This is a genomic window from Streptomyces sp. 3330 (assembly GCF_031456635.1).
GTDB lineage: Bacteria > Actinomycetota > Actinomycetes > Streptomycetales > Streptomycetaceae > Streptomyces.
In genome coordinates this window covers 112,005-136,910 of sequence record NZ_JAVDVA010000013.1, presented here as the reverse complement: position 1 = coordinate 136,910, position 24,906 = coordinate 112,005, and the positions used below count along the sequence as shown (strand labels likewise).

Here is a 24,906-nt window from a genome sequence, read left to right as displayed (position 1 = left end):
GAGGGGTGCTCAGGAGTTCTCGGTGACTTCCACGCGGTGACCGGCTACGAGTTGACCTGTGCCGTCACCAGGCTGGAGAAGGTGGTCAGCCGGGTGTACACACCCGGGTAGCCCGCCTCCGCGCAGCCCTCGCCCCAAGAAGTGATCCCTGCCAGGACGCCCCCGATGAGCAGGGGACCGCCGCTGTCGCCCTGGCAGGTGTCTACGCCGCCGGAGGTGTATCCGGCGCAAACCATGTCGGTCGCGACGAAGTCGGAACCGTAGGAGCTCTGGCAGCTGGAGTCGGACACGATCGGGACGGTCGCGGTCCGCAGCTGGTTGGAGGAGCTGCCGTTCTCCGAGGTGGTGCCCCAGCCGATGATGCGGGCGGTGGTGCCGGCCGCGTACACACCGGTCTGCGACGAGGAGACGTAGGACGCCGTGGTGTACGGCATCGACGTCGACAGGGTCAGGACGGCCACGTCGTCCCCGTCGGTGGCGTCCGTGTAGCTCGGGTTGATCCAGATCTTGCTGACCCGGCTGACCGTGCCGTTGGTCCCGCTGAGGTAGGTGCGCCCGCCGACGACGCGCACACTGCTCGTGGTCTCGCCGACCATGCAGTGGGCCGCCGTGACCACCTTGGTCGCCGAGACGAGGGTGCCGCCGCAGAACTGGTTCTGCGAGGCGTCCGTGATCTGCATCATGAACGGGTACGTCGTGGTCGTGGTCGTCGTGCCGCCGACGATCGGCTGGGGCGCTGCGACAGCGGTGGGGGCGCTGAGCAGTGCGGTCGCCGTCGCCGCGGCGGTCGCCGCGAGGACGGCGGCGGTCTTCTTGAACCGGTTGAGCCCGAACATGGATCTCCTCGGTGGGGGATTGCCGGTGGGGGGTCGCGCGGGTGTGGGGGGTGCACGGGGGTCGCGGGACCGACCCCCGTATGCCCGGGCGAGCGGCACGTCCCTCACGCTAGGACCCGGTGCCCGTTCCCCCCAATGAGGGAACCCCCTAGGGGAGTTGGGGCAGGGAAAACCCTCGGTCGGCTCCGGCGAGCCGCAGTCGCGGCCGAGGGGACGCCCGCCGGGACCGCCGCGCGGGGCACAGCACCCGCTCAGGGCGGGGAGCCCTTCAGGGGCAGTTAACCCGCGGATTCCTCACTTCGCGTGACGCCCCGCCGCCAGTCGGACGATGTCCACCCGCGAACGGATCCCCAGCTTGCGGTAGACCCGGGTCAGGGTCGCCTCGACCGTCTTGACGCTGATGAACAGACGCGCGGCGATCTCCCGGTTGGTCGCCCCCTCCATGACGAGCGCGGCCACCTGACGCTCCATCGAGGCGAGCCCCTCCAGCGCGTCGGCCGCGGGAGCGCTCTGCCGGGGCACGGCGGCCGTCCCGGGCGTGGCCGCCGCGACCGCCGCGTCCACCTGACGCAGCCAGGGCAGCGCCCGGCACCGCCGGAACAGCCGCGCCGCCTCGTCGTACGACGTCGGCCCCGGCTGTCCCGTGCGCAGTACGGCCAGCGCGAACGCCGCCCGCGCCTCCTCCAGGCCGTAGCCCAGCTCGGCGAGCCGGTCCTGAACGGACGTCAGCCGCGACAGCGCCGCCTCGTGGTCGCCGCGGGCCGCCCGCACCATCGCCTCCGCCCGGTCCAGCACGGCCAGCACACTCTCGCGGCCCAGCCGGAGCGCATGCGCGCGCGTCACGTCGATGACGTCCTGTGCCTCGCCCGGCTCGCCGACCCGGACCAGCGCCTCGGCGAGGTCGCCCTGCCAGCGGCCCCGGGCGGGGTCGGTGATGCCCAGACCCTGCTCCAGCTCCCGCACCCGGCGCAGCGAGCCGACCGCGCCCGCCGCGTCCCCGGCCACCAACTGGGCGTGTCCCAGCGCGGCCAGCGCCCGCGAGACGTACATCTGGTCGCCGTCCTCCCCGGCCTTCCCCGCCGCCTCCCGGGCCAGGGCCAGCGCCCGGTCGACGTCACCGCCGGAGGCCTCGGCGAGGGAGGCCAGCATCGCGGAGGCGCCCAGGCCGATGCCGGAGTCCCGGGCCAGCCGCAGGCTCTCGCGGGCCAGGTCGAGGGCGCGCCCGCAGTGCCCGGAGCGCAGTTCGGTCTCGGCGAGGAAGCGCTGGAAGTGCACCTCGCTCTCGACCATGCCGCGCCGGCGCACCTCGCGCAGCAGGGCGGTGATGGTGGCCCGGGCCTCGGGCAGCTGATCGCTCATCAGCAGCCAGCGGAACCGGGCCGCCCCGACGCCGTTGTGATGGCACGCCACGTAGGGGTCCTGGGGTTCGCGCAGGGCCCGCTTGATGGTCGCGGGGGCGTTCGGATGGCCCATCAGGGTCTCGGTCGAGGCTTGGAAGGAGAGCGCCATGAGCTCGGTGCGCCGGTCGTGCCCGCGGGCCGCCAGATCGGCCGTGTGCGCGGCCTCCTCGCGGGCCTCGGCGAAGTCGCCCTCCACGATCAGCTTGCGCCAGGCCAGCCGGTAGTGGACCAGGGCGAGCAGCCGCGGGTCGTCACCGGCGTCGGCGAGGGCCTGCGGGAAGACGGCGTCGACCTCGCCCAGGGACTGCCCGGCGGCCTCGATCACCACCTCCCAGGCCCGGATCCGCTCGGCGGGCACGGTCGCCCGGGTCAGCACCTCGCGCGCGATGTCCCGGGCGAGGTCCACCTCGCCGGCGGTGATCGCGTCCTCGGCGGCCTGGAGCCGCCGGTCGTCCGGCGCGGCGCCGCCGTCCGGCGGGGTGTGCCGGGCGGCGAGCAGGCCGAGGGAGGCGGCGACCGACGGGGCGCCCCGGTCGCGGGCGAGCGCGGCGGCCTCGGCGAGCCGGGCGGCGACCTCCGGGTCGGTGCCGGTGGTGGCCAGCGCGAGGTTGCGGGCCCGCTCGATCGGATCGGAGGCGGCGGTGGACAGCGCCGCGTGCGCGGCCCGGCGCTCCTGGGCGGGCGCCTCCGCGTACAGCGCGGCCGAGATCAGCGGATGCGCGAACCGTACGGCCGGCCCCTCGGGCTCCGTCGCCAGCAGTCCGAGGGCCGCCGCCTGCGCCGTCTCGGCCTCGGCGTTCTCGCGGCCGGCCGCGTGCAGCAGCGCCAGCGTGGGGCGGGCGCCGGCGCTGGCCACGAGCAGGGTGCGGCGGGCTTCGTCGGACAGCATGTCGAGGCGGCTGAGGACCAGGGCGCGCAGCGAGGTCGGCACCGGCAGCGGCTCGCCGGGCCGGGGCGGCGTCGGGCTCTCGCCGAGGGCGCGGCCCAGTTCCAGGGCGAAGAGCGGGTTGCCGCCGCTGGTGCGGTGGATCTCCCGCATCGTCGAGCGGGGCAGGTCGGTGTAGCCGCGGTGGTCGAGCAGCGCGGAGACCTGGGCACGGGAGAGGGGGTTGAGCCGGACGGCGAGGGTGTCGGGCGGGGACGCGCGTAGATGACGGTCGTACTCCTGGTCTTCCGTCCGCACCGCGCAGAGCAGCTGGACCGGGGTGTCGCCGAGGCGGCGGGCGGCGAAGCCGAGGAGTTCGGCGCTGGCCGAGTCCAGCCACTGGAGGTCGTCGGCGACGAGCAGGACGGGACCGGCGGCGGCCAGGGCGCGCAGGGCCGACAGCACGGCCAGCCGCAGGGCGAGGCCGTCGCGTTGCAGAGTCGATTCGCCCCGGCCGGTGAGCGCCGACTCCAGGGCCGTGCGCTGGGCGACGGGCAGCTTGTCCGAGATCTCGTCCAGCACGAGGCCGAAGAGGTCGGCCAGAGCGAGGAAGGGGAGGTGCGATTCGGACTCGGTCGCCGAGCAGCGCAGCACGGTGCGGGCCGCCTCGCCGTAATCCGCGGCCAATGCCCGCAGCACGGTCGACTTTCCTATTCCGGCCGGGCCGTGCAGCAGCACACTGCCGCCGCGCGTCAGCTGGTCACGGGCGGCCGTGAAGAGCTCGTCCCTGCCGATGACCAGGTCGGGGCGGCATCTGGCAGGCTCCTTGAAGTCCCGTCGCACGGTCACCGCTCCCCTCCGAGTGTCGTGTCCGGGGCAAATTCTAGGCAACGTCCCTTTGAAATTCGGAGGCGCCGGGTGGTGAGGCATATAACAACGTGACGCATAGGGAAATTCACGGAGACGATGAATGAATGGTCACTTGTCGTGAGGGGCCTCCCCGGCTCGATGTGATCGCCCTCCCCGGCATCCTGCACCGCCCGCGCTACGGGCGTGTTGCGCGCCCCGCGTTCACGGCAGCAGCCCCGCCCTCCGGGCCGCGACCACCGCCTCTCCCCGGGTGCGCGCGCCCAGCCTGCGCATCGCCGACCTCAGATAGCCCTTGACCGTCTCCGGGCGCAGCCCCAGCCGCTCGGCGGCCGCCGCGTTCGTCGCCCCCGCGGCCACCCACGCCAGCACGTCCAGCTCACGCGGGGCCAGGGCGACCGGCCGCCCCCGCTCCGCCGGCCCGCAGGCCAGCAGCCCGCAGACCTCCAGGAGTTCGGCGCGCAGCGCGGGATCGGCGATCCGCGGGGCCAGGGCGCGCAGCGCCGCGTGCGCCTCCCGCACCTGCTCCCGGCCGGCCCCCGGCCCCGGCCCCGGACCGGCGTCCGGGCCGGGCCCCGCGCCCGCGGCGGCCGGCGGCCGGGCCACCGTCAGCAGGTCCCGCGCCTCTTCCCCGACCACCAGCGCCTGCTCCACGTCCCGCGCCGCCTGCACGGCCGCGGTCAGCGTGCGGTCGCCCAGCGGCTGGGCCGAGCGCAGGGCGCCGTACAGCACCCCGCGCACCCGGCGCCGCACGACCACCGGGATCGCCAGCACCGAGCGCAGGCCCTCCTCGGCGACGGCCGCGTCGTACTCGTGACTGATCTGCCGGGAGAGGGAGTAGTCCGTCACCGCGCACGGGCGGGCCAGCGCCACCGCCTTGCCGCCGAGACCGTTGCCCGAGGTCACCGCCAGTCCGCGCAGCGCGAGACCGGCCGCGCCGCTGAACTCGCTGATCCGCATCCGCTGCCGCCCCGGCTCCACCAGCCCGCCGAAGGCGACCGGCAGCCCCGTCGCCCGCCGCAGCCGTGCCAGCGCACCGCGAATCTCCATCGTTCCGGCCGCGTCTGCCGCCACGTTCTCGCCCTTTCCGCGCGGCTTGGTGCCGCACACCCCCGTCCGGGGGTAGTGAGACCTGCATCACGGATTACACGATGGCAGAGAGCCGCCCGGCAATGGTCCGGCACCACGGGAGTGAGCCGCAGGGTCCGACAGGGCCCCGGAGGTGCCCGACCGAGCAAGCAAGGAGGACTGATGACGACGGCGACGGAGCGTTTCCGCAGAGCCCGCGACTTCCTGCTGGAACACCGCGAGGACTACACCACCGCTTACGAGCGTTTCGAGTGGCCCCGCCCGGAGCGCTTCAACTGGGCCCTCGACTGGTTCGACGTGATCGCCGAAGGCAACGGCCGCACCGCCCTGCACATCGTGGAGGAAGACGGTTCCGAAACACGTCTCGGTTTCGCCGAACTGTCGGAGCGCTCCGACCGGGTCGCCAACTGGCTGCGCGAGCGCGGCGTCGCCGCCGAGGACCGCATCCTCGTCATGCTCGGCAACCAGGCCGAACTGTGGGAGACCGCGCTCGCCGCGATGAAACTGCGCGCCGTCGTCGTCCCGGCCACTCCGCTGCTCGGCCCCGGCGACCTCGCCGACCGCGTGGACCGCGGCCGCATCCGGCACGTCGTCGTCCGCACCGAGGACACCGCGAAGTTCGACGGGGTGCCCGGCGACTACCGGCGCATCGCGGTCGGCGGCGCCCCCGAGGGCTGGCAGCGGTTCGAGGACGCCTGCACCGCCCCGGCGGGCTTCACGCCCGACGGCCCCACCCTCGCCGACGACCCGCTGATGCTCTACTTCACCTCCGGCACCACCGCCCGCCCCAAGCTGGTGGAGCACACCCACACCTCGTACCCGATCGGGCATCTGTCGACGATGTACTGGATCGGGCTCAGGCCCGGCGACGTGCACCTCAACATCTCCTCGCCCGGCTGGGCCAAGCACGCCTGGTCCAACCTCTTCGCCCCGTGGAACGCCGAAGCAACCGTTTTCATCCACAACTACACCCGCTTCGACCCGGCCCGGCTGATGACCGAGATGGACCGGGCGGGGGTCACGACGTTCTGCGCCCCGCCCACCGTCTGGCGCATGCTCATCCAGGCCGACCTCACCCAGCTGCGCACCCCGCCCCGCGAGGCGGTGGCCGCGGGCGAACCCCTCAACCCCGAGGTGGTCGAACAGGTGCGGCGCGCCTGGGGGGTGACCGTCCGGGACGGCTTCGGGCAGACCGAGACGGCCGTGCAGATCGCCAACAGCCCCGGCCAGGAGCTGAAGACCGGCTCGATGGGCCGGCCCAGCCCCGGCTACCGGGTGGAGCTCCTCGACCCGGTGTCGGGCGCGCCGGGCGCGGTGGAGGGCGAGATCGCGCTGGACCTGGCGGCCCGGCCGGTCGGCCTGATGACCGGCTACCACGGCGACGCCGACCGTACGGCGGAGGCGATGGCCGGCGGCTACTACCGCACCGGCGACATCGGCAGCCGCGACGAGAACGGTTACCTCACCTACGTCGGCCGGGCCGACGACGTCTTCAAGGCCTCCGACTACAAGATCAGCCCCTTCGAGCTGGAGAGCGCGCTGCTGGAGCACGAGGCGGTCGCCGAGGCGGCCGTGGTGCCCGCCCCGGACGAGCTGCGCCTGGCCGTGCCGAAGGCCTATGTCGTGCTCGCCGAGGGCTGGGAGCCGGGCCCCGACACCGCCAAGGTGCTGTTCGAGCACTCCCGCGAGGTCCTCGCCCCCTACAAGCGCGTCCGCCGCCTGGAGTTCGCCCCGCTGCCCAAGACGGTGAGCGGCAAGATCCGCCGGATCGAGCTGCGGCAGGCCACCGAGGCGGGCTCGCCGGACGAGTACCGCGAGGAGGACTTCCGGTGAGCGGGGCGTCGTACGCGCACGGGACGAGCACGACCGCGCTGCTCGGGGACACCATCGGCGCCGACCTGGACCGGACGGCGGCGCGCTGGCCGGACCGCGAGGCGCTGGTCGACGTGCCGTCCGGGCGGCGCTGGACCTACCGCCGGTTCGTCGAGGACGTCGACCGGCTGGCGTACGCGCTGCTCGCGAGCGGGGTCGCCAAGGGAGACCGGGTGGGCATCTGGGCGGTGAACTGCGCCGAGTGGGTGTTCGTCCAGTACGCCACCGCCCGCATCGGCGCGATCATGGTGAACATCAACCCGGCGTACCGCACGCACGAGGTCGAGTACGTGCTCCGGCAGGCCGGGATCTCCGTGCTGTTCGCCTCGCTCGGCCATCGCACGAGCGACTACCGCGCGATGGCCGAGGAGGCGCGCCGCAGCTGCCCGGACTTGCGGGAAACGGTCTACTTCGGCGATCCGAGCTGGGACGCCCTGCTGCGGCGCGGCACGCCCGACCTCCACGAGGCCTTCCGCGCCCGCGTAGACGCGTTGTCCTGCGACGACCCGATCAACATCCAGTACACCTCGGGCACCACGGGCTTCCCCAAGGGAGCCACCCTCTCCCACCACAACATTCTCAACAACGGTTACTTCGTGGGCGAGTCGATCGCCTACAGCGAGCAGGACCGCATCTGCATCCCGGTGCCCTTCTACCACTGCTTCGGCATGGTGATGGGAAATCTGGCGGCCACCTCGCACGGCGCCTGCATCGTCGTCCCGGCGCCGTCCTTCGACCCGAGGGCCACGCTGGAGGCGGTGCAGCAGGAGCGGTGCACCTCCCTGTACGGCGTGCCGACCATGTTCATCGCGGAGTTGGGCCTGCCCGACTTCGCGGCCTACGACCTCTCCTCCCTGCGCACCGGCATCATGGCGGGCTCGCCGTGCCCGGTCGAGGTGATGAAACGGGTGGTCGCCGAGATGAACATGGCCGAGGTGTCGATCTGTTACGGCATGACCGAGACCTCGCCCGTCTCCACCCAGACCCGCCGCGAGGACGATCTGGAACACCGCACGGGCACCGTGGGCAGGGTCCTGCCGCACATCGAGGTGAAGGTCGTGGACCCGGTGGACGGCGTGACCCGGCCGCGTGGCGTCGCGGGCGAGCTGTGCACCCGCGGCTACAGCGTGATGCTCGGTTACTGGAACGAGCCCGGGAAGACCGCCGAGTCGATCGACGCGGGACGCTGGATGCACACCGGGGACCTGGCGGTGATGCGTGAAGACGGTTACGTCGAGATTGTCGGCCGGATCAAGGACATGATCATCCGGGGCGGGGAGAACATCTACCCGCGCGAGATCGAGGAGTTCCTCCACGGCCACCCGGGGATCCGGGACGTCCAGGTCGTCGGCGTCCCGCACGAGAAGTACGGCGAGGAGGTCCTCGCCTGTGTGATCCCGGCCGACGCGGCGGACCCGCTGTCGCTGGAGGAACTGCGCGCCTACTGCGAGGGACGGCTGGCGCACTACAAGATCCCGAGCAGGCTGCGGATCATGGAGGCCTTCCCGATGACCGTCTCGGGGAAGGTGCGCAAGATCGAGCTGCGTGCGGAACACACCGGGTAGCGGAGTTTCCGCAACTCCGGGAACACGCCCGGTGGCGGATCTTCCGCAGCACTCCGGGGGCGTCGGCCGTCGCCTCAGGCGCCCTGGGCGTCGAGGGCGTCGGCCGTCGCGTTGACCGGCTGCGGGACGCCCGTCAGGTCCAGGACGAAGAGCGGCACGCGCAGTTGGTCGGCGCGGGCGCGGGCCTCGTCGGCGTATCCGGCCAGGGAGAAGTAGACGCAGTCCGCGGACTCCGTCATGGCCGTCAGCCACAGACACTCCACGTCCCGCGGCGAGGCCGGACGCACGCCGGGATCGACCTGGGCCACGAGCCCGCGGGCGGCGAGTCCGATGCCGGAGGTGGGCCGCTGATCGGCCCGGCGGATGTCCCCGTGCCCCAGCCAGTTCAAGTAGAGCGCGGCGGTGGTGACCGCGTCGCGGGCGGTACGGATCGCGACGGGACGAAAGACACGGCGCGGCGGGGCGGGCGCGGGCGCCGTCGGGGGTGTGGGGGTGTGTCCCGGCGAGGGCGCGGGGCCGGGCGCGCTTGTGCGCCCAGGCGCCGGTGCCGGGGGGTGTGGCGCCGGTGCCGAGGCGGGTGTCGGTGGGGTTGCTCCGGGTTCCGGCTCGGACCTCGGCTCCGGTTCCGGCCCCGGATCGGCGTCCCCCTCGTACTGCGGCCCCGGCTCTGCCTCGGATCCCGGCCCGGGCCACGACCTCGGCTCGGGCCCCGTCCCCGGCCCGGGTGCTGCCTCCGGCCCCGCCTCTGCCTCGGGGGCCGGGTCCGCCACGGGGGCCGGGTCCGTCACCGGGATCCGTAGCACCGCTCCGCAGGGGCAACCCAGTTCGGGGTGGGGCCACTGATGCCGGCGGTGGCAGGCGGGGCATCGCAGGGCGACCCACTCGTCGTCCCACGCCCGGTGCACGACGGCCGTGGCCGCCGTCCGCCGGTCGAGCACGGGCGTGACGGGAGCACCGCACGCGCACGGGTAGCAGGGTGCGGTGTAGAGGCGCTCGCGCCGACAGGCCGGGCAGCGCACCGGCACGCTCTCGGACATGGCCCCCATCGTCCTCCTCCGGCCCCCGCTTGTCCGTCTCTTGACGACCTTCGCGGGCCCGCTTACATTGCTTCCAGATAGTAGAAAGTATTTTCCGCATTACGGAAGTGCGCGGAACGCTGTACACCGATGGAAGGGCTCACCGCGGGGCGCGACGGGAGAGCGAATCCGACAGCTGAAGCAGCTGAAGCAGTCGAAGCAGGAGGAGCCCATGGCCCGTATGACCGCTGCCCGCGCGGCAGTCGAGATCCTCAAGCGCGAGGGCGTCACCGACGCGTTCGGTGTGCCCGGCGCGGCGATCAACCCCTTCTACGCGGCGCTCGAGACCTCCGGCGGCATCCGCCACACCCTCGCCCGTCATGTCGAGGGCGCCTCGCACATGGCCGAGGGCTACACCCGTACCCGCCCGGGCAACATCGGCGTCTGCGTGGGCACTTCGGGCCCGGCGGGCACCGACATGATCACCGGGCTGTACTCCGCCGTCGGTGACTCGATCCCGATCCTGTGCATCACGGGCCAGGCGCCGACGGCGGTGATCCACAAGGAGGACTTCCAGGCCGTCGACATCGCCTCCATCGCCAAACCGGTGACCAAGATGGCGGTCACCGTCCTGGAGGCGGCCCAGGTGCCCGGCGTCTTCCAGCAGGCCTTCCACCTCATGCGCTCCGGCAGGCCGGGCCCGGTCCTGATCGATCTCCCGGTCGACGTGCAGCAGACGGAGATCGAGTTCGACGTGGACACGTACGAGCCGCTGCCCGTCTACAAGCCGGCCGCGACCCGTGCGCAGATCGCCAAGGCCCTCTCGATGCTGAACGCGTCCGGGCGTCCGCTGATCGTCGCGGGCGGTGGTGTCATCACGGCCGACGCCACGGAACTCCTGCTGGAATTCGCCGAGTTGACGGGCACGCCGGTCATCCCGACGCTGATGGGCTGGGGTGCGATCCCCGACGACCACGAGCTGAACGCCGGCATGGTCGGTCTCCAGACCTCGCACCGCTACGGCAACGCGACGTTCCTGGAGTCCGACTTCGTCCTCGGCATCGGCAACCGGTGGGCCAACCGTCACACCGGCCGGGTCGACGTCTACACGGCCGGCCGCACCTTCGTCCACGTCGACGTCGAGCCCACCCAGATCGGCAAGATCTTCGCTCCGGACTACGGGATCGCCTCGGACGCGAAGGCGGCCCTGGAGCTCTTCGTCGAGGCGGCGCGGGAGTCGAGGTCGGCGGGCACGCTTCCCGACCGTTCCGCATGGGCCGCCGCCGCGCAGGAGAAGAAGGCGACCCTCCAGCGCCGTACGCACTTCGACGACATCCCCATCAAGCCGCAGCGCGTCTACGAGGAGATGAACAAGGCCTTCGGCCCGGAGACCCGGTACGTCACCACCATCGGTCTCTCGCAGATCGCCGGCGCCCAGATGCTGCACGTCTACCGTCCCCGCCACTGGATCAACTGCGGCCAGGCGGGGCCCCTCGGCTGGACGATCCCGGCGGCACTGGGCGTGGCGAAGGCCGACCCGGAGGCGCAGGTCGTCGCCCTCTCCGGGGACTACGACTTCCAGTTCATGATCGAGGAACTGGCGGTCGGCGCGCAGCACAAGATCCCTTACGTGCACGTCCTCGTCAACAACTCCTACCTGGGGCTGATCCGGCAGGCGCAGCGGGCGTTCGACATCGACTTCCAGGTCAAGCTGGAGTTCGAGAACATCAACTCGCCCGAACTGGGCGTGTACGGCGTCGATCACGTCAAGGTCGCCGAGGGCCTCGGGTGCAAGGCGATCCGGGTGACGGACCCCGCCGAGCTGGGAGCCGCCTTCGAGCAGGCCAAGAAGCTGGCCGCCGAGTTCCAGGTGCCGGTCGTCGTGGAGGCGATCCTGGAGCGCGTCACCAACATCTCGATGAGCGGCACCAACGACATCGGCAACGTCGTGGAGTTCGAGGAGCTCGCCACCGAGCCGGGGCACGCGCCGACATCGATCAGGACACTGAAGGTCTGACGCCGAACGCCTGACGCCGAAGGGCTGATGCCGAACGCCTGACGCCGAACGCCTGACGCTGAAGGTCCGACGCCGAAGGGCTGATGTCGAACGCCTGACGCTGAGGTCCGACGCCGAAGGGCTGATGTCGTACCGCTGAGCCGAACGTCTGGCACAGGAGGGCTGACGCAGGGGCTGATGTCGAGGGGCTGCTCTCGAACGGCTGATGCCGGAGGTGTGTGGCCGGACGGTCGAGCCGCAAGCCCGACGCCGGGGCTCGTCGTCGCGAAGGGGCGGTCCACCCATGGGTGGACCGCCCCTTCGCGTGGTGTCCCCAGGTGCTTCCCCGCGTGTTTCCGTATGCGTTTCCGGAAGCCCGCCCGCCCGCGTTTCCCGCATGCGTTTTCCGTACGAGTTTCCGGAAGCGTTGCCGTGCGGACGTCCGGTAGGCGCTTTCTGAGCCCGTTTCCGGAGGCTCAGTCCGAGCCGCCGCCGTCTCCGCCGCCGCAGCTGTACATCGCCCCGCCCGTGCCGCCGCCCCGTGGTGAGCGCCGGTGGAAGCCCTGGTCCGCGACCTCGGCCCGGGCGATCAGACCGGCCCGCAGGGCGAAGCGCGCCGCCGGCGCACTCAGGGCGGGCTCGCCGTACAGGGCGACCGCCATCAGGATCTCGTCCGTCGACAGTCCCTTCCTGCCGACCGGCAGCGGGCGGCCGTCCCGCAGGGCGCGCAGAGCGCGTCGGGCGGCGAGGGTCCGCCTTGGTGGAAGGGAGCGCAGCATCCCGGCCGCAACCAGACCGGTCCGCAGCCCGGACAGCGTCTCCCGCACCTCCGGCCGGACCTCCAACTCCGCGACGCTCGACGGGCGTTGCACTACCGAGTGGATCGCCGCGGGCAGGGCGTCGAGGGCGGGCGGGGTGTCGCGTGGGAGCCCATGGCTTCCGGCGTCCTCGTCCGGCGCCGCCCCCGCGACCCCCGCCGCCCCCGCGACCCCCGCCGCCCCCGCGACTTCCGTGACCCCGGCCGCCCCCGCGACCCCCGTGGCCCGGATCCTGCCCGGTCGGCCCGCGTCGACCCTGCCCCCGAGGTGGAGCGCGAGCGCGGCCACCGTGACCGCCGCCCGCGGGCCGCCCCGCAGCAACGCGACCTCGTAAGGGTCCAGCCGGACCGACGTGCCACCGCTCATGTCGTCACCCCCGGACGAGGCCCGCCGCCCCCGTGTCGGCGGGCCCCGCGTGACCACAATGTGCCCTCGCCCGGGGGCGGTTGAAGCCCCTTGAACGGAGTTCAGAGGTTGATTTGAGGTTGGCGGGCACGGTCCCCTCCTCGTGCTCCTCCTCTACTTCCCCTCGTATGACTCTCCGGGCTGCCGGCCGTGCTCCTCCGACAGTCCCGGCCAGTCGTCGGGGCCACCGCCCTGCCACTCGATGAGGTCGCTCTCCTCCACCTCGATCCGGTCCAGGTCGGCCAGGCGGAGGATCTCGACGACGTCGTCGAGGTGGGAGGCGACCCCGAGAACGGTGTCACCCAAGGTGACCCGCCGGGATCCGTCCAGCGCCGGAGGGTGGACCACGATGTGCGGATATTGCGGCGAATTATTCATATTCGTATTCATATCCGGACCGGCGTCCTTGTCCAGCGGGCAACGCGCAGCGCTCCCTCGTCGATCCTGCTGACGGGGGAGCGCTGCGGCACGGGTGGCCGTCCGACGGCGCGAGGCTGGGCGCGACAGGACGTTCGCGCCGCCGGACGGAGTCCTTGGGGAGGGGTGCTGTGGGTGGTGGGGGCAGGGACCGCGGCGGGTTGCGACGGAGCCGGGAGCGGGCTTCCCTCAGGTCGAGAAGCGGGCCCCGTTCCTTCACCACCGCACTGGCTCGCACGCCGCCGCGGTCCTCGCCCTGCCCGCGTCCGCGTTCGGCGACCACCCCTCATCCGGGTCGCGCGGTACGGTCGCGGGCCGCGCGCACGAAGTCATGACCGATCGTCAGAACCCGTGCGCGAGCTTGTTTTTCCGTCGCCGCCGGTGCAGTGAGAACCGGGCGGCATCAGGTTGCCGGAAACGCTTTCCGGATCGGGTTGCCGGAAGCGCTTTCCGGATCGGGTTGCCGGAAACAGCTTCCGGAGCAGGTCACCGGAAACACGTTCCGCACAGAGTTGCCGGAACGGCTTCCGGAACCGGTTACCGGAAGTGCTCTCCGGGCCGGGTTGTCGGAAACGGCTTCCGGAACCGGTTACCGGAAACGTTCTCCGGGCCGGGCTGTCGGGAAAGGGCTTCCGGATCGGGTTGCCGGAAACAGCTTCCGGAAGCGGTTTCCGGACGGCGTCGTCGCCTGGGCGCGACAGGACAGATGTCAGCGACGGCGCCGTCCGGAAGTCTCAGAGGCGCGCGCCCGACAGGCGCTCGACGGCCCGCAGCAGGGCCGAGTGGTCCAGTCCGCCGTCGCCCTGCGCGCGCAGGCTCGCGACCAGTTGGGCGACCACCGCGCCGACGGGCAGGGCCGCGCCGACGTTGCGGGCGGCGTCCGTGACGATGCCCATGTCCTTGTGGTGCAGGTCGATCCGGAAGCCCGGCTTGAAGTCGCGGCTGAGGAAGTTGTCCTTCTTGCGGGCCAGCACGGTCGACCCGGCGAGGCCGCCGCCCAGGACGTCCAGCGCCGCCTTCAGGTCCACGCCCGACTTCTCCAGGAAGACCACGGCCTCGGCGCACGCCTGGATGTTCACGGCCACGATCAGCTGGTTGGCGGCCTTCACGGTCTGGCCCGAGCCGTGCGGACCGCACAGCACGATGGTCCTGCCGAGCGCCTCGAAGAGGGGCTCCGCCTCGTCGAAGTCGGCCTGCTCGCCGCCCACCATGATGGACAGCACGGCCTCGACGGCGCCGGCCTCGCCTCCGGAGACGGGGGCGTCGAGCACCCGGATGCCCTTGTCCTTCGCCGCCCTGGCCAGGTCGATCGAGGTCTGCGGGGTGATCGAGGACATGTCGATCAGGAGCGCCCCGGACCGCGCGTTCTCCAGGATGCCGTCGGGGCCGTAGGCGATGGCCTCGACCTGCGGCGAGGCGGGCACCATGGTGATCACGACGTCGGCGTCGCGCACGGCCTCGGCGAGGGACGCCGCGGCGCTGCCGCCTGCCGCGGCCAGCCGGTCCAGCTTGTCCTGTTCCAGGGTGAAGCCGGTGACGTCGTAGCCGGCCTTGAGAAGGTTCTCGGACATGGGCGAGCCCATGATGCCGAGGCCGATCCAGGCGATCTTGGGAAGTGCGGGAACTGCGTTGCTCATCGGGGATGCCTCTCGGGTACGGGGGATCAGCGGGGCAGCCAGTCGAAGGCCTCGGCGCTCGGACGGTCGCCCGGCTTGTACTCGAGGCCGACCCAGCCGTCGTATCCGGCCTTGCGCAGCCGGTCGAGGAGGTCCTCGAGGGGGAGTGAGCCGGTGCCCGGCGCGCCGCGGCCCGGGTTGTCGGCGATCTGCACATGGCCGGTCCGCGAGGCGTACCGCTCGATCACCGACGGCAGGTCCTCGCCGTTCATGGACAGGTGGTAGAGGTCCATCAGGAACTTCGCGTTGCCGAGCCCCGTCGCGTCGTTGACCTTGTCGACGATCCCGATCGCGGCGGGCGCGCTGACCAGCGGATAGCGGGGCGACTCGGGCCGGTTCAGCGCCTCGACGAGCAGGATCGCGCCGATCCGGTGCGCGGCCCGGGCCGCGAGGACCAGGTTCTCCAGCGCGAGGGCGTCCTGCTCGGCCGGGTCCACGCCGTCGACGCGGTTGCCGTACAGCGCGTTGAGGGCGCCGCAGCCCAGGGACTGCGCGAAGCCGGCGGCCACGTCGATGTTGGCGCGGAACCGCTCCGACTCCTCGCCCGGCAGCGACAGGGCGCCGCGGTCGGGGCCCGGGAGCTGTCCGGCGTAGAAGTTGAGGCCCGTGAGCTGTACGCCCGCGTCCTCGATCGCCTTCTTCAGGGCGTCGAGCTCGGACGGCTCGGGGGTGGGGGAGTCGATCCAGGGCCACCACAGCTCGACCGCGGTGAAGCCGGCCGCGGCGGCGGCCGCGGGGCGCTCCAGGAGCGGGAGTTCCGTGAAGAGGATCGACAGGTTGACGTTGAAGCGCTGGTCGTCGAATCCCATGGGGGTTCCGCGCTCCCTTCCGTGTCGAGTGTTTCCGTATTGCGGAAGTTGTTTTCTGCTTATTGGAAGATTGCCGTCGGGGTGGTCGGCTTGTCAAGGGGAGGCGGAGGCGCCGAGGCCCCGTCGGGGCGGAATCCCGGCTCCCGGGTGATCGTCCGCCCGGTCCGTTAAGGTCGGGGTCCGGGCGCCGAAGGTCCGGTCCGGTTCAGAGAGGTGTGGGGCGCGATGCGACTGAAAGTGGAGTTCACCACCGAGCCCTTCGACCTCGACGAGGCGCCCGAGCACGCGCTGGTCGCCCGCGAGGTGATCGAGGCGGCCGACCTGGACACGGTGGACGTCGGGCCGTTCGGCAACACCGTGGAGGGCGCCGCCGACGCGGTGCTCGCCGCCGTGGACGCCCTGCTGCGCAAGTCCCTCGGCGCCGGCGCCACGCGTATCTCGCTCCAGGTCAACGTCCTCGGGGACGCGGACCGGGACGCGGACGGCGACGTCGTCGGGGAGGGCGTGTGAGCACCTCCGGTGACGAGGCCTTCATCGCGGCCGTGAAACCGCTGGTCGACGCGATGGGCGGGGAGATGATCCCGCCGGACGAGGCCGGCGTCGACGACGTCGTGCTGGCCTGGGACGGGGCCGACGCCGTCGCCGTGCGCCTGCCCCAGCTCGCCGACTCCCTCGACCACATCCTCGCCGCCATGGAGCGCAGGAAGGGCAGACCGCTGGCCGACCTGGACCGCAAGGCCAAGCAGGAGGTCGTGCGGATACTCGAGGCGCGCGGCGCCTTCTCCGTACGGCACGGCGTGGAGACCGTGGCGAGCGCGCTCGGGGTGAGCCGCTTCACGGTCTACAACTATCTCAACCGGGAGAAGGAGGCCTGAGCGGTCTCCCTGGGGGGCCGAGGGGCCGCCCGGAGGCGTTCGCCGGGCCGGCGGGTGGGCGTCCGTCGGGCCGGCGGGTGGCGGCCGGGTTTCGTTACCCGGAATTTTCAACAAAGTGTTGACGTGGTGTCGCGGACAGGCGTTAGCTGGCCGCAGCCCGCTCAAGCACGAAGGCCGTCCCGCGGCCACGGAGGCTCCCGTGACGTCGACTTCCCCGCCCCCGGGCCTGGCCCGGTTCAACGAACTCGAGGAGTCCGCGGCCCGTGCCGCCCTCCACGAGGCGTGCGCCTCCACGGCGTGGGCCGCCCGACTGCTCGCGGCCCGCCCCTACGCCACCGTCGCCGGCCTGTACGCAGCGAGCGACGCGGCCATGGCCGACCTGACCGCCGCGGACCTGGCGGAGGCGATGGCCGGGCACCCGCCGATCGGCCGTCCGAAGCCCGGCGACCCGGCCTCGGCCCGCGAACAGCGCGGCATGGCCGGCGCCTCCGAGGACCTCAGGGCCGAGATGCTCGCACTGAACCTGGCCTACCAGGAGCGGTTCGGCCATGTCTTCCTGATCTGCGCCACCGGCCGCACCGGCGAGCAGATGCGCGACGCGGTCAAGGAGCGGATCGGCAACGCGCCGGAGGAGGAACGCGAGATCGTCCGCGCCGAACTGGGCAAGATCAACCGCATCCGCCTCGCCCGACTCGTCGAAGAGGACTGACAGACCCCATGAGCACCAGCGGCACCGCATCGGTGTCCACCCACATCCTGGACACCTCCGTCGGCCGGCCCGCCGCGGGAGTCGCCGTCCGGCTCTCCGCCCGCTCCGGCCGGGACGCCCGGCAGGAGCACGGGGGAGACTGGCAGGCTCTCGGCGGTTCCGTGACCGACGCGGACGGCCGCTGCAAGGACCTGCCGGCGCTGCCGGAGGGGACCACCCACGTACGGCTCGACTTCGCCGTGGAGGCGTATTTCGAGCGATCCGAGAAGAAGCAAGCCGATGCGCAGCAGGACGCCCCCGCGAATCGGGACAGCGGTGCCCCAGCAGTGTTCTTCCCGGAGGTGGCGATCACCTTCGCCGTCGTGCCGGGCGAGCACTACCACGTACCGCTGCTGCTCAACCCGTTCGGCTACTCCGTTTACCGAGGGAGCTAGCTAGATGACCGCCCCATCCCACCCGGCCCGGCCCGTGTTCCTGGGACAGAACCAGTACGGCAAGGCCGAGAACCGAGTCGTCAAGATCACGCGGGACGGCACCACCCACCACATCAAGGACCTCAACGTGTCCGTGGCGCTGAGCGGCGACATGGACGAGGTCCACTACTCCGGCTCGAACGCCAACGTCCTGCCGACCGACACCACCAAGAACACGGTGTACGCGTTCGCCAAGGAGTACGGCATAGAGTCCGCCGAGCAGTTCGGCATCCACCTCGCCCGCCACTTCGTGACCTCGCAGGAACCGATCAGGACCGCGCGGATCCGCATCGAGGAGTACACCTGGGAGCGGATCGTGACGCCGGGCGAGGACGAACACTCCTTCGTCCGCCAGGGCCAGGAGACCCGCCTCGCCCAGATCACCTACGACGGCTCCTCCTGGGAGGTCGTCTCCGGGCTCAAGGACCTCACCGTCATGAACTCGACGAACTCCGAGTTCTGGGGCTACGTCAAGGACGAGTACACGACCCTGCCCGAGGCCCACGACCGCATCCTGGCGACCGACGTGTCCAGCCGCTGGCGCTTCCACTGGTCCGACGACGCCCAGCAGGCGCCGGACTGGGAGGAGTCGTACGCCCAGGTCAAGAAGCACATGCTGCTGGCCTTCGCGGAGACGTACTCCCTGTCCCTCCAGCAGACCCTGTACGCCATGGGCGCCCGGATCATCGACCACCGCGACGAGATCGACGAGGTCCGTTTCTCGCTCCCCAACAAGCACCACTTCCTGGTGGACCTGAAGCCGTTCGGACTGAAGAACGACACCGCCGACGGAGCCGTCTACTACGCCGCCGACCGTCCCTACGGCCTGATCGAGGCCACCGTGCTGCGGGACGGCCGCGAGGCGAGGATCCCGGTGGACCTCACCAACCTCTGAACCGCCCCCGCGAACCCCGCACCGCCGTTCCCGCCGGCCCCTTCGGCGGGTCCGGCCGGCCGGAACCCCCGGTCGGCCCCCTCTGATCAGAACCCTTTTCGGCACCCGTGGCCGGCGAGCCCGCGCCTCCCGGCCACGGCACTCAAACTCCCAGGGTCCTGCCGTGCCCTCTCCACCAGAGTCCACTGAGTGAAAAGGACGACACCATGGCAGCAGACCGGCGCACCGTCATCGAGAACTGCTCGATCGCGACCGTCGACGCTCAGGACACCGAGTACGCGGACGGCCACGTCGTTCTCGCCGGCAACCGGATCGAGTCGCTCGGCGCGGGCCGGGCCCCGGACGGCCTGGAGAACGTCGAACGCCGCATCGACGCCACCGGGCACCTGGTCACCCCGGGCCTGGTCAACACCCACCACCACTTCTACCAGTGGATCACCCGGGGCCTGGCCACCGACCACAACCTCTTCGACTGGCTCGTCGCCCTCTACCCCACCTGGGCGCGCATCGACGAGCAGATGGTCCGCGCGGCCGCCCAGGGCTCCCTGGCGATGATGGCCCGCGGCGGCGTCACCACCGCCATGGACCACCACTACGTCTTCCCGCGGGGCTCCGGCGACCTGTCCGGCGCGATCATCGGCGCCGCCCGCGACATGGGCGTCCGTTTCACCCTCGCCCGCGGCTCCATGGACCGCAGCGAGAAGGACGGCGGCCTGCCCCCGGACTTCGCCGTCGAGACCCTGGAGGGCGCCCTCGCCGCCACCGAGGAGACCGTCCGCCGGCACCACGACGCCTCCTTCGACGCGATGACCCAGGTCGCCGTCGCCCCCTGCTCGCCCTTCTCCGTCTCCACCGAACTGATGCGGCAGGGAGCCGACCTGGCCCGCCGCCTCGGTGTGCGTCTGCACACCCACGGCTCGGAGACGGTCGAGGAGGAGAAGTTCTGCCACGAGCTGTTCGGCATGGGCCCGACCGACTACTTCGAGTCCACCGGCTGGCTCGGCGGGGACGTGTGGATGGCGCACTGCGTCCACATGAACGACTCCGACATCGACGCCTTCGCCCGGACGGGCACGGGCGTCGCCCACTGCCCGTCGTCCAACGCCCGGCTCGCGGCCGGCATCGCCCGGGTGCCCGACATGCTGAAGGCCGGGGTCCCGGTCGGCCTCGGCGTCGACGGCACGGCCTCCAACGAGTCCGGCGAACTCCACACCGAGCTGCGCAACGCCCTGCTCATCAACCGCCTCGGCGCCCACCGCGAGGCCGCCCTGAACGCCCGTCAGGCGCTGCGCCTCGGCACCTACGGCGGCGCCCAGGTCCTGGGCCGCGCCGCGCAGATCGGCTCGCTGGAGCCGGGCAAGCTGGCCGACCTGGTGCTGTGGAAGCTCGACACCCTCGCCCACGCGTCCATCGCCGACCCGGTGACCGCCCTGGTCTTCGGCGCGGCGGCCCCCGTCACCGCCTCCTTCGTGAACGGCCGTCAGATCGTGGACCGGGGACGCCTGCTGCACGCGGACGAGGACGCGATCGCCCGTTCCACGCGGGACGAGGCGCAGCGGCTGGCGCGCATCGCCGCACAGGGCTGACCGCCCCCGCTCCGTGAGGGACTCGGTCCCCGCGGACACCGAACTCCGGTCGGGGGGGACGGCCCTCGACCGGCAGCCGTGGCCGGGGCGCGCGTGGAACGCGCGTGCCCCGGAACGGTTCCCCGCCGTCCCCGTTCCCGGGTACCCCGGTTCCCGGGTACTTCCAGCAGCGCCGCACCACCTCCCTGACACCCGCGTCAGAGCCGACGTGTACCCGACCGGAGGAGAGCCGCCGTGTCCCCGCATGCAGTCGACCGCCACCCCGTCGACGAGAAACTCCCCGCACTGAGAATGGCGACGAGCGGCCTCCAGCACGTGGCCGCCATGTACGCCGGAGTCGTCGCCCCGCCCCTGATCGTCGGCGCGGCCGTGGGCCTCACCGGCGCCGAACTCACCTTCCTCACCGGCGCCTGCCTGTTCACCGCCGGCCTCGCCACCTTCCTCCAGACCCTCGGCGTCTGGAAGATCGGCGCCCGCCTGCCCTTCGTCAACGGCGTCACCTTCGCCGGGGTGGCGCCCATGACGGCGATCGTGGCGTCCGCGGACGACAGGCGGGACGCCCTGCCCGTCATCTTCGGCGCGGTGATCGTCGCCGGTCTGCTGGGCTTTCTGGCCGCGCCCGTCTTCTGCAAGGCGGTCCGCTTCTTCCCGCCCGTCGTCACGGGGACGGTCATCACCCTGATCGGCGTGTCCCTGCTCCCCGTCGCCTTCGGCTGGGCGCAGGGTCCCGCCCCCGCGGCGCCGGACTACGGTTCGACGACGAACCTGGGCCTTGCGGCGGCGACCCTGCTGATCGTGCTGCTCCTGCGCCGCTTCACGCGCGGTTTCGTCAAGCAGATCGCCGTGCTGCTCGGGCTGCTCGCCGGCACGCTCGTCGCGATCCCCTTCGGTGTCACGGACTTCGGCCCGGTGACCGAGGCGGACGTCATCGGCTTCCCCACCCCCTTCCACTTCGGCGCCCCGCAGTTCCAGCTCGCGGCGATCCTGTCGATGTGCGTGGTGATGGTGGTCTCGATGACCGAATCCACCGCGGACATGCTGGCGTTGGGCGAGATCGTCGAACGTCCGGCGGACGAGCGGACCATCGCGGCCGGCCTGCGGGCGGACACCCTCGGCTCGGCGCTCAGCCCCGTCTTCAACGGCTTCATGTGCAGTGCCTTCGCCCAGAACATCGGGCTGGTCGCGATGACGAGGATCCGCAGCCGCTACGTCGTCGCCACCGGCGGCGGCTTCCTCGTCCTGATGGGCCTGTGCCCGATGGCCGCCTCGCTCATCGCCGTCGTACCCCGTCCGGTCCTCGGCGGCGCCGGGGTCGTCCTGTTCGGGTCGGTCGCCGCCAGCGGCATCCAGACCCTGGTCCGGGCAGGCCTGGAGAAGGACAACAACGTCCTGATCGTCGCCGTCTCGCTGGCCGTCGGCATCATCCCGATCACCGAGCCGGAGTTCTACCATGCCTTCCCGGAGACGGCGAAGATCGTGCTGGACTCCGGCATCTCGACGGGGTGCCTGGCCGCCGTCCTGCTCAATCTGGTCTTCAACCACATCGGCCGGGGGCGCAACGCGGCGGACGTGACCCACCCCATGGAGGCGGGGGAGGAGCTCACCGGGGCGTCCCGGGCCCCGGCCACGCCATGAGGTTCGCCAGCAACTCGGCCTGCTCGACGGCGTCGTCCAGCGCGTGGTGCGTATGAGGACGCCCCGGCAGCAGCTCCGCCGGCATCGTCCGCTTCCCCACCGCCCGCAGCGGGAGGCCCGCCTTGACGGCGTACAGCGTCTTCATGTCGAGGCAGCCGGAGTGGCCGAACGGGCTCTCCCCGGTGAAGCGGATCAGGTACCAGTACAGGAACGTCCAGTCGTACGACGCCGGGTAGCCGCACATCACCGGCTGGGCGTCACCGCTCACCTCGCGCACCCAGCGGGTGAACTGAGCCAGCGCCAGGGCGGGTTCGAGTCCCTCCGAGGCCAGGCGCTCCCGGTCGAGGCCGCTCACCGCCAGCGCCTCGGGGACGAACGCGTCGCTGATGGGCCGCAGTTCGCGGTAGAAGGTCTGCCGGGCGGGGTCGGCGGCGGTGAACCCGTCGGCGTCCTGGCGTCCCGCGACCGCCGCGCCCAGGCTCAGCATCGAGTACGGCCCCGGGATCGGACCGTCCGCCTCGATGTCGACGGAGAGGTAGAGGCTGGGTTTCACACGTCGTACCGACATGGGACCGGAGCATCGCAGGTCCGGAGGGCTTCCCGCATCCGCATTCACCGCCGGGGAAGCGCCCGGCAGGGTGTGGCCCGGGGCAGCCGACCGGTGAAGAAGGCCCGGGGCGGGACGCCCATCAGGGTGCGGAAGTCGGCCGTCATGTGCGACTGGTCGTAGTAGCCGGTGGCGGCGGCGAGTTCGGCCCACGGGGCGGACGCCGCGTGCGTGAGGACGTGCCGCAGGCGGTCGATACGGGCGAAGTGCTTGGGGGAGACTCCCACGCCGTCGGCGAACAGGTTCCGCAACTGGCGGTCGCTGACGGCGAGTTCCCGGGCGACCTCCCGGACGGGGGCGGCGGCGCGGTGCGGGCGGGTCGACAGCGCGTCGACGGCGTCCCGCAGCACCCGGTCGCGCGAGCCGTCCCCGGCGGGCGGGAGCAGCTCCGCGAGACGTGCCGTGACCGCCTCCCGCTCGATCCCGGTCAGCTCGCGGGCGAGGCGCCGGGCCGTGCCCGCCGGCAGCTCGCCGAGCGGGACCACCCGGCCGACGAGCTCCACCGCCGGCACACCGAACAGCGGGCCCACCATGCCCGGCCCCAGGCGCAGTTGGACGCACGACACCGACCGCGCGTGCAGGTCCGTGTGGTACGAGGCCCGGGTGCGCGGCCCCACCACCAGGGTGTCGCGGCGCCCGTCGCCCTCCTCGCGCACGACCAGTTTCGTGTCCGGCACGTGCGCGAAGGCGTCGTCGAAGGGGCCGTCGACCGTGACCGCCCCGATGCCGGTGAACCACGGTCGCAGCGCGGACGGGACGGGCAGGGCCCGCTCGGACGGGGGCGGCGGGTCGGCCGCAGGCGCGGGGGTGTTCGTCACGCTTCCACGGTAGGCGCGTCCCGCCCTTCCCCGGGGGGTCCGAAGCGTGCCGGAATTTCCTAGCGACGCGGCCGGGCCGGACGTCAGCGTGGTCGGCATGATTCTCGTGACCGGTGCCACCGGCACCATCGGCAGCGAACTCGTACGCCACCTGGCCGCGCGGGGTGAGAAGGTACGGGCCCTGACCCGCGACCCGTCGAGGGCGCGGATGCCTCCGGGGGTCGAGGCGGCACGGGGGGACTACCTCGACCGTTCTTCCCTGGAGGCGGCGATGTCCGGGGTGACGGCGGCCTTCCTGGTGGGTCTGCCCGGACCGTCCGCGCAGCACGACGGCGCCCTGGTGGCCGCGGCACGGGCCGCGGGCGTGGGACGGCTGGTCAAGCTGTCCGCGATCGCCACGGGGGATCCCGAGGTGGGCCCGGGAGGGGAGTGGCATGTCGCCGGAGAGCGGGCCGTCCGGGAGAGCGGGTTGCGATGGGCGGTGCTCAGGCCCTCCTCCTTCGCCTCGAACACGCTCGGCTGGGCGCCGGCGATCGGCGCCGGCGAGCCGGTGCCGAACCTGAGCGGCGACGGGCTCCAGGGTGTCGTCGACCCGCGGGACGTGTCCGAGGCGGCGGCCGTGGTCCTCCTCGACGAGCGGTGGGCGGGACGGACGTACACCCTGACCGGGCCCGAGACCATCAGCGTGCCGGGCCAGGCGGCCGTCCTCGCGGACGTCCTCGGCCGACCGGTGACCACGCACGACCTCGCCCCGGACGAGGTGCGCGCACACCTCCTCGGCCTGGGCCAGGACGAGGCCGTCGCGGACGGCGTCGCGAGGGGCTCGGCGTACGTCCGCCGGGGCGGGAACGCCGTCGTCACCGACGAGGTGCGGGAACTGCTGGGGCGCCCGGCGCGGACGTACCGGGTGTGGGCGCGCGACCACCGGGAGGCTTTCCGGACGCCCTGAGCCACGGGGGCGGGCGCGCGGCCGGGGTCCGGGCCCCGCCGCCCGCCCGCCTCTTCCGGGGCTGCGCGCACGCCTGCCCGGCGCCCGTTCTCGACGGGCTACCGGGGACGTGGGGCGTGCGGATCCCCGCCGCCGCGGCGCACGGTCCGGTCCGCTTCACGGGGCCGGTGCGCGGCATCGAGGGCGCCGGCCGACCCGTGCCGAGGCTCACCCTGCGCCGCGACGCCGAGACACCGAGCGGGAGCCGGAGCCGGAGCCGGTGTCGGTGTCGGTGTCGTGTCCTACAGCCCGAACAGGCCCGGATCCGAGGCCAGTTCCTTGAAGCGGGCCGACGGGTCGGCGACCATGCGGCGCTTCTCGAGGTCCAGCAGCCCGCCGACCGCAGTGATCTCGGCGGACACCGTGCCGTCCGTCTTGCGGATGGTCTGCAGGATCCGGAAGGTCTTGCCGCCGCCCCACTCGAAGACGCAGTCCACGTCGACCTCGTCGCCCGCCAGCAGTTCGCGCCGGTAGCGGATGGTCGTCTCCAGGGCGACCGGGCCCACTCCCTCGGCCAGCAGGCCGGCCTGGGTGATGCCCGCGGCCTGGAGCAGTGACCAGCGAGCGTGCTCCGCGTAGTTGATGTACACGCTCTGGTTGAGGTGCCCCTGCACGTCGGTCTCGTATCCGCGCACGGTGATCCGGACGGAGAACGGCTCGCTCACGGTGTCCCCTTCTCGCTCTCTCGA

At 72.3% G+C, this 24,906-nt stretch carries 22 protein-coding genes; 11 read left to right on the top strand and 11 right to left on the bottom strand.

Annotation, left to right across the window (positions count from 1 at the left end):
• Window positions 1–44 precede the first annotated feature (44 nt).
• From J2X68_RS22410 to J2X68_RS22400, 3 genes are all read right to left on the bottom strand, one after another.
• Window positions 45–836 (bottom strand): serine protease, encoded by a 792-nt coding sequence (locus tag J2X68_RS22410; RefSeq protein ID WP_310434316.1) that lies wholly within the window; start codon window positions 834–836, stop codon window positions 45–47.
• Window positions 837–1,130: 294 nt separating this feature from the next.
• Window positions 1,131–3,950, bottom strand: coding sequence for a LuxR family transcriptional regulator (locus J2X68_RS22405; RefSeq protein ID WP_310434315.1), 2,820 nt, complete (start codon window positions 3,948–3,950; stop codon window positions 1,131–1,133).
• Between the two features lie 222 nt (window positions 3,951–4,172).
• Window positions 4,173–5,042 (bottom strand): helix-turn-helix transcriptional regulator, encoded by an 870-nt coding sequence (locus J2X68_RS22400; RefSeq protein WP_310434314.1) that lies wholly within the window; start codon window positions 5,040–5,042, stop codon window positions 4,173–4,175.
• 177 nt (window positions 5,043–5,219) lie between these two features.
• Between J2X68_RS22400 and J2X68_RS22395 the strand changes: the two genes are divergently transcribed.
• Together J2X68_RS22395 and J2X68_RS22390 are read left to right on the top strand one after the other, a co-directional pair.
• On the top strand, window positions 5,220–6,890 hold the full coding sequence (locus J2X68_RS22395) for an AMP-binding protein (protein ID WP_310434313.1): 1,671 nt from the start codon (window positions 5,220–5,222) through the stop codon (window positions 6,888–6,890).
• Window positions 6,887–8,494, top strand: coding sequence for an AMP-binding protein (locus J2X68_RS22390; protein ID WP_310434312.1), 1,608 nt, complete (start codon window positions 6,887–6,889; stop codon window positions 8,492–8,494). The genes J2X68_RS22395 and J2X68_RS22390 overlap by 4 nt, the downstream gene beginning before the upstream one ends.
• 74 nt (window positions 8,495–8,568) lie before the next feature.
• Here the strand turns inward: J2X68_RS22390 and J2X68_RS22385 are convergent, their stop codons facing one another.
• Entirely contained in the window at window positions 8,569–9,531 is a 963-nt protein-coding gene (locus J2X68_RS22385; RefSeq protein WP_310434311.1) for a hypothetical protein, read from the bottom strand.
• A gap of 211 nt (window positions 9,532–9,742) precedes the next feature.
• On the opposite strand from J2X68_RS22385, the gene gcl reads away from it, so the two are divergent.
• Complete coding sequence (gcl, locus tag J2X68_RS22380; protein ID WP_310434310.1) at window positions 9,743–11,527, top strand: glyoxylate carboligase; 1,785 nt, start codon at window positions 9,743–9,745, stop codon at window positions 11,525–11,527.
• A gap of 455 nt (window positions 11,528–11,982) precedes the next feature.
• Here gcl and J2X68_RS22375 read toward each other — a convergent pair whose 3' ends face one another.
• From J2X68_RS22375 to J2X68_RS22360, 4 genes are all read right to left on the bottom strand, one after another.
• Window positions 11,983–12,690, bottom strand: a complete 708-nt coding sequence (locus J2X68_RS22375) for a TIGR04222 domain-containing membrane protein (RefSeq protein WP_310434309.1) — start codon at window positions 12,688–12,690, stop codon at window positions 11,983–11,985.
• 153 nt (window positions 12,691–12,843) lie between these two features.
• On the bottom strand, window positions 12,844–13,107 hold the full coding sequence (locus J2X68_RS22370) for a hypothetical protein (RefSeq protein ID WP_310434308.1): 264 nt from the start codon (window positions 13,105–13,107) through the stop codon (window positions 12,844–12,846).
• Between the two features lie 773 nt (window positions 13,108–13,880).
• Window positions 13,881–14,783 carry a 2-hydroxy-3-oxopropionate reductase gene (locus tag J2X68_RS22365; protein WP_310434307.1) on the bottom strand — a complete coding sequence of 301 codons (903 nt, stop codon included), beginning with the start codon at window positions 14,781–14,783 and terminating at the stop codon, window positions 13,881–13,883.
• Between the two features lie 26 nt (window positions 14,784–14,809).
• Window positions 14,810–15,631, bottom strand: coding sequence for a TIM barrel protein (locus J2X68_RS22360; RefSeq protein WP_310434306.1), 822 nt, complete (start codon window positions 15,629–15,631; stop codon window positions 14,810–14,812).
• A 225-nt stretch (window positions 15,632–15,856) separates the two neighbouring features.
• Here J2X68_RS22360 and J2X68_RS22355 point away from each other — a divergent pair, with 225 nt between their 5' ends.
• The 7 genes from J2X68_RS22355 (at window position 15,857) to J2X68_RS22325 (ending at window position 21,804) form a co-directional block, all read left to right on the top strand.
• Window positions 15,857–16,141, top strand: coding sequence for a thiamine-binding protein (locus tag J2X68_RS22355; protein WP_310434305.1), 285 nt, complete (start codon window positions 15,857–15,859; stop codon window positions 16,139–16,141).
• Entirely contained in the window at window positions 16,138–16,506 is a 369-nt protein-coding gene (locus tag J2X68_RS22350; protein WP_310434304.1) for a helix-turn-helix domain-containing protein, read from the top strand. Before J2X68_RS22355 ends, J2X68_RS22350 begins: the two co-directional genes overlap by 4 nt.
• A 199-nt stretch (window positions 16,507–16,705) precedes the next feature.
• A complete protein-coding gene (gene uraD, locus J2X68_RS22345; RefSeq protein ID WP_310434303.1) occupies window positions 16,706–17,215 on the top strand; it encodes a 2-oxo-4-hydroxy-4-carboxy-5-ureidoimidazoline decarboxylase in 510 nt (169 codons plus the stop codon).
• Between the two features lie 8 nt (window positions 17,216–17,223).
• Complete coding sequence (gene uraH, locus J2X68_RS22340) at window positions 17,224–17,649, top strand: hydroxyisourate hydrolase (RefSeq protein ID WP_310434302.1); 426 nt, start codon at window positions 17,224–17,226, stop codon at window positions 17,647–17,649.
• A 4-nt stretch (window positions 17,650–17,653) separates the two neighbouring features.
• On the top strand, window positions 17,654–18,583 hold the full coding sequence (gene pucL / locus J2X68_RS22335; RefSeq protein ID WP_310434301.1) for a factor-independent urate hydroxylase: 930 nt from the start codon (window positions 17,654–17,656) through the stop codon (window positions 18,581–18,583).
• Window positions 18,584–18,789: 206 nt separating this feature from the next.
• The gene (locus tag J2X68_RS22330) at window positions 18,790–20,169 is read left to right on the top strand and encodes an 8-oxoguanine deaminase (protein WP_310434300.1); all 1,380 of its coding nucleotides are present in this window, start codon (window positions 18,790–18,792) and stop codon (window positions 20,167–20,169) included.
• Between the two features lie 291 nt (window positions 20,170–20,460).
• On the top strand, window positions 20,461–21,804 hold the full coding sequence (locus J2X68_RS22325) for a nucleobase:cation symporter-2 family protein (RefSeq protein ID WP_310434420.1): 1,344 nt from the start codon (window positions 20,461–20,463) through the stop codon (window positions 21,802–21,804).
• On the opposite strand, the gene J2X68_RS22320 is transcribed toward J2X68_RS22325, so the two are convergent.
• Both J2X68_RS22320 and J2X68_RS22315 read right to left on the bottom strand, forming a co-directional pair.
• Complete coding sequence (locus tag J2X68_RS22320; protein WP_310434299.1) at window positions 21,770–22,372, bottom strand: 3'-5' exoribonuclease domain-containing protein; 603 nt, start codon at window positions 22,370–22,372, stop codon at window positions 21,770–21,772. The two genes, J2X68_RS22325 and J2X68_RS22320, sit on opposite strands and share 35 nt — an antisense overlap.
• A 44-nt stretch (window positions 22,373–22,416) precedes the next feature.
• A complete protein-coding gene (locus J2X68_RS22315) occupies window positions 22,417–23,229 on the bottom strand; it encodes a helix-turn-helix domain-containing protein (RefSeq protein ID WP_310434298.1) in 813 nt (270 codons plus the stop codon).
• Between the two features lie 97 nt (window positions 23,230–23,326).
• Here J2X68_RS22315 and J2X68_RS22310 point away from each other — a divergent pair, with 97 nt between their 5' ends.
• On the top strand, window positions 23,327–24,178 hold the full coding sequence (locus J2X68_RS22310; RefSeq protein ID WP_399040542.1) for an NAD(P)H-binding protein: 852 nt from the start codon (window positions 23,327–23,329) through the stop codon (window positions 24,176–24,178).
• A 281-nt stretch (window positions 24,179–24,459) separates the two neighbouring features.
• On the opposite strand, the gene J2X68_RS22305 is transcribed toward J2X68_RS22310, so the two are convergent.
• Window positions 24,460–24,882, bottom strand: a complete 423-nt coding sequence (locus tag J2X68_RS22305) for an acyl-CoA thioesterase (protein WP_310434297.1) — start codon at window positions 24,880–24,882, stop codon at window positions 24,460–24,462.
• Window positions 24,883–24,906: the final 24 nt, after the last annotated feature.

Bases quoted from the DNA above. Each gene is read 5' to 3' on its own strand.
- J2X68_RS22410 (WP_310434316.1), bottom strand. From the start codon at position 836: ATGTTCGGGCTCAACCGGTTCAAGAAGACCGCCGCCGTCCTCGCGGCG.
- J2X68_RS22395 (WP_310434313.1), top strand. From the start codon at position 5,220: ATGACGACGGCGACGGAGCGTTTCCGCAGAGCCCGCGACTTCCTGCTG.
- J2X68_RS22385 (WP_310434311.1), bottom strand. From the start codon at position 9,531: ATGTCCGAGAGCGTGCCGGTGCGCTGCCCGGCCTGTCGGCGCGAGCGC.
- gcl (WP_310434310.1), top strand. From the start codon at position 9,743: ATGGCCCGTATGACCGCTGCCCGCGCGGCAGTCGAGATCCTCAAGCGC.
- J2X68_RS22375 (WP_310434309.1), bottom strand. From the start codon at position 12,690: ATGAGCGGTGGCACGTCGGTCCGGCTGGACCCTTACGAGGTCGCGTTG.
- J2X68_RS22370 (WP_310434308.1), bottom strand. From the start codon at position 13,107: ATGAATAATTCGCCGCAATATCCGCACATCGTGGTCCACCCTCCGGCG.
- J2X68_RS22365 (WP_310434307.1), bottom strand. From the start codon at position 14,783: ATGAGCAACGCAGTTCCCGCACTTCCCAAGATCGCCTGGATCGGCCTC.
- J2X68_RS22360 (WP_310434306.1), bottom strand. From the start codon at position 15,631: ATGGGATTCGACGACCAGCGCTTCAACGTCAACCTGTCGATCCTCTTC.
- J2X68_RS22355 (WP_310434305.1), top strand. From the start codon at position 15,857: ATGCGACTGAAAGTGGAGTTCACCACCGAGCCCTTCGACCTCGACGAG.
- uraH (WP_310434302.1), top strand. From the start codon at position 17,224: ATGAGCACCAGCGGCACCGCATCGGTGTCCACCCACATCCTGGACACC.
- pucL (WP_310434301.1), top strand. From the start codon at position 17,654: ATGACCGCCCCATCCCACCCGGCCCGGCCCGTGTTCCTGGGACAGAAC.
- J2X68_RS22330 (WP_310434300.1), top strand. From the start codon at position 18,790: ATGGCAGCAGACCGGCGCACCGTCATCGAGAACTGCTCGATCGCGACC.
- J2X68_RS22325 (WP_310434420.1), top strand. From the start codon at position 20,461: ATGGCGACGAGCGGCCTCCAGCACGTGGCCGCCATGTACGCCGGAGTC.
- J2X68_RS22320 (WP_310434299.1), bottom strand. From the start codon at position 22,372: ATGTCGGTACGACGTGTGAAACCCAGCCTCTACCTCTCCGTCGACATC.
- J2X68_RS22310 (WP_399040542.1), top strand. From the start codon at position 23,327: ATGATTCTCGTGACCGGTGCCACCGGCACCATCGGCAGCGAACTCGTA.